Source organism: Clostridium tarantellae (genome assembly GCF_009295725.1).
Taxonomy (GTDB): domain Bacteria; phylum Bacillota; class Clostridia; order Clostridiales; family Clostridiaceae; genus Sarcina; species Sarcina tarantellae.
In genome coordinates this window covers 1-2,295 of the sequence record NZ_WHJC01000415.1, presented here as the reverse complement: position 1 = coordinate 2,295, position 2,295 = coordinate 1, and the positions used below count along the sequence as shown (strand labels likewise).

The window sequence follows — 2,295 nt, the reverse complement described above, 5'->3', positions numbered from 1 at the left end:
ATTTAAACTACTTCATGTTTTTTAAAAACATAATAAGAACAAGGAATACAAATCATACAAATTATCATATAAATTATAATTCTCATTGTAAGAATATCTACTGTAAAACCAGTTAAAGGGTAGGATAAATAATTTGTAGCATCAAGAAAAAATACTGGTTGACAGGATATAGATGGAAATAGCATAAAAATATGATTCCAAATACCATTAGTTTCACTAAGTTTAAAGAAAAATGGAGCTATTAACACACATATAATCACAATTAACACTGAAAATGGTGTTTTCATTTTGGCTGATAATAATAGTGTAATAGAAACCATTGCAAACATAATTAAGTATAAAGTTATTAGTGAAACAATAGTTGCTGATAAAAATGTAAGAGCATATGGAATGGTTGAATTCATAATTTGTATAGGTAAATTCCATCCACCTGTGCCAAAGCATAGTAATATAATTCCTAATGCAAATAAAATATTTATTGTATATACTGTAAATGAAAAGATAAATGATGCTAATATTTTTGCTATAATTAATTTTGATTTTCCATATCTAGAAGAGAGTATTATATTGTCTGCACCACATTGATATTCTCCTGCAAAAACAGATGCAATACAAATACAAATTGCTATTATAGGAAGTGCCATTAATTCAATGCAATTAAATATTGTATTCCAACCTTCGTGATATCCATATTCATAAGGCTCGGACACTTCTTTACTTTTTTCAATCCAAAAGTTTTTTTCTTTATCTGAATAATTCCAATCTTCATAACTAGCATTTAAAATTTTATATACTTTTTCATTTCTTTGTTTATAAAAGTTAGCACCATTTTCTAGTGGTAATTTTTTTATCTCTGAAAAAGAATAATCATATAAATTAGGAAGTGTATAAGTATTATTAATGAACCCTAAATAATACATCTTAGGAGCTACATATTTACTAAAAATTGATTCACTTAATTCTTTTTTTCCATCGTCAATAACTACATTAGCTGGATTATGAAATAATTGTTGATATTTTAAAATATCTTCTGTAATTCTTTCTTCTGTCAACATGCCTGCCATTTCTTCTTGTCTTTGTTTTTCAAGTTTAATAGCAGAAAATCCTTTTACTTGTTCCCCATTTTCATTAAAGGATATAAATTGCATAACTGGAGCTATAAATAGTATAATTGTTAAAAGTAAACTTCCTAAAATCACAATTATATTTAATTTTTTTCTTATAATTTTTTTAAGTTCAAACACTAATAAATCTTTCATATTATCCTCCTTATTGTGGTAATATATCATCAAAGTGATATAAAAATAAATCTTCAAGTGTTGGATCTACATTAATTGCATTTTCATTTGGTTTTGTATCACTTACAATACGAAGGTATACCTGATTATTATTATGATGTTGTAAATTTACAACACGATACTTACTACTGATAGTGTCAACTTCATTTTTTAATATTACACATTGCCATACTTTTTTCTCTATTTCTTTAGTAATACCATCTCTTGGGCTATTAAGAATTATTTTTCCACCTTTCATCATTAGTATTGTATCTGCAATATATTCAATATCAGACACAATATGAGTTGAAAGAATAACTATCTTGTCTTTTGAAAAATTAGAAATTAAATTTCTAAAACGTATACGTTCTTTAGGATCTAGTCCTGCTGTTGGTTCATCTAACACCAGTATTTTAGGGTCGTTTAATACTGCTTGGGCAATTCCTAATCTTTGTTTCATTCCTCCAGAAAAAGTCTTAATTTTTTTATTTGCAACATTCCATAAACCAACTAATTCTAAAAGTTCTTTTGTTTTTGATTTTGCACTTATTTTGTTTATTCCTTTTAAGGCAGCTACATAATACATAAACTCCTTAGCAGTAAAATCAGGGTAATAGCCAAAGTCTTGAGGAAGATAGCCAAGAAGTTTTCTATAATTTTCACCTAGGGAATTTATATCATATCCATCTAGTAATATATGTCCTGATGTAGGAGTAAGAACACCACATATCATTCTCATAAGAGTTGTTTTTCCAGCACCATTAGCTCCAAGTAATCCATAAACTCCTGTTTTTAGAGTAATACTAATAGGATTAACGGCAATTTTGTTATTAAATTCTTTTGTTAATCTATCAAATTTTAATTCCATATTAAATCCTCCTAAATTTAAATGTTAGTGTAAAGTTTCTACACTACTTTTCTTTTTAAAATCTTTATATATCAAGGTTTCGAAAGTTTTTTTGCATAAAAAAACAACGACCCCCTAATTTCATGTTAAAATTGAATCTCAAAACCACAA

The 2,295-nt window shown here is 26.6% G+C and carries 2 protein-coding genes; both read right to left on the bottom strand.

Annotated features, from left to right (window positions below; translation table 11 throughout):
• Positions 1–2: 2 nt before the first annotated feature.
• Positions 3–1,259 (bottom strand): ABC transporter permease, encoded by a 1,257-nt coding sequence (locus GBZ86_RS15145; RefSeq protein ID WP_152892038.1) that lies wholly within the window; start codon positions 1,257–1,259, stop codon positions 3–5.
• Positions 1,260–1,269: 10 nt separating this feature from the next.
• On the bottom strand, positions 1,270–2,145 hold the full coding sequence (locus tag GBZ86_RS15140; RefSeq protein WP_152892036.1) for an ABC transporter ATP-binding protein: 876 nt from the start codon (positions 2,143–2,145) through the stop codon (positions 1,270–1,272).
• Between the last annotated feature and the right edge of the window lie 150 nt (positions 2,146–2,295).

What these genes read in the sequence shown, in the direction of transcription:
- GBZ86_RS15145 (WP_152892038.1), bottom strand. Translation starts at nt 1,259, where the DNA reads ATGAAAGATTTATTAGTGTTTGAACTTAAAAAAATTATAAGAAAAAAA.
- GBZ86_RS15140 (WP_152892036.1), bottom strand. Translation starts at nt 2,145, where the DNA reads ATGGAATTAAAATTTGATAGATTAACAAAAGAATTTAATAACAAAATT.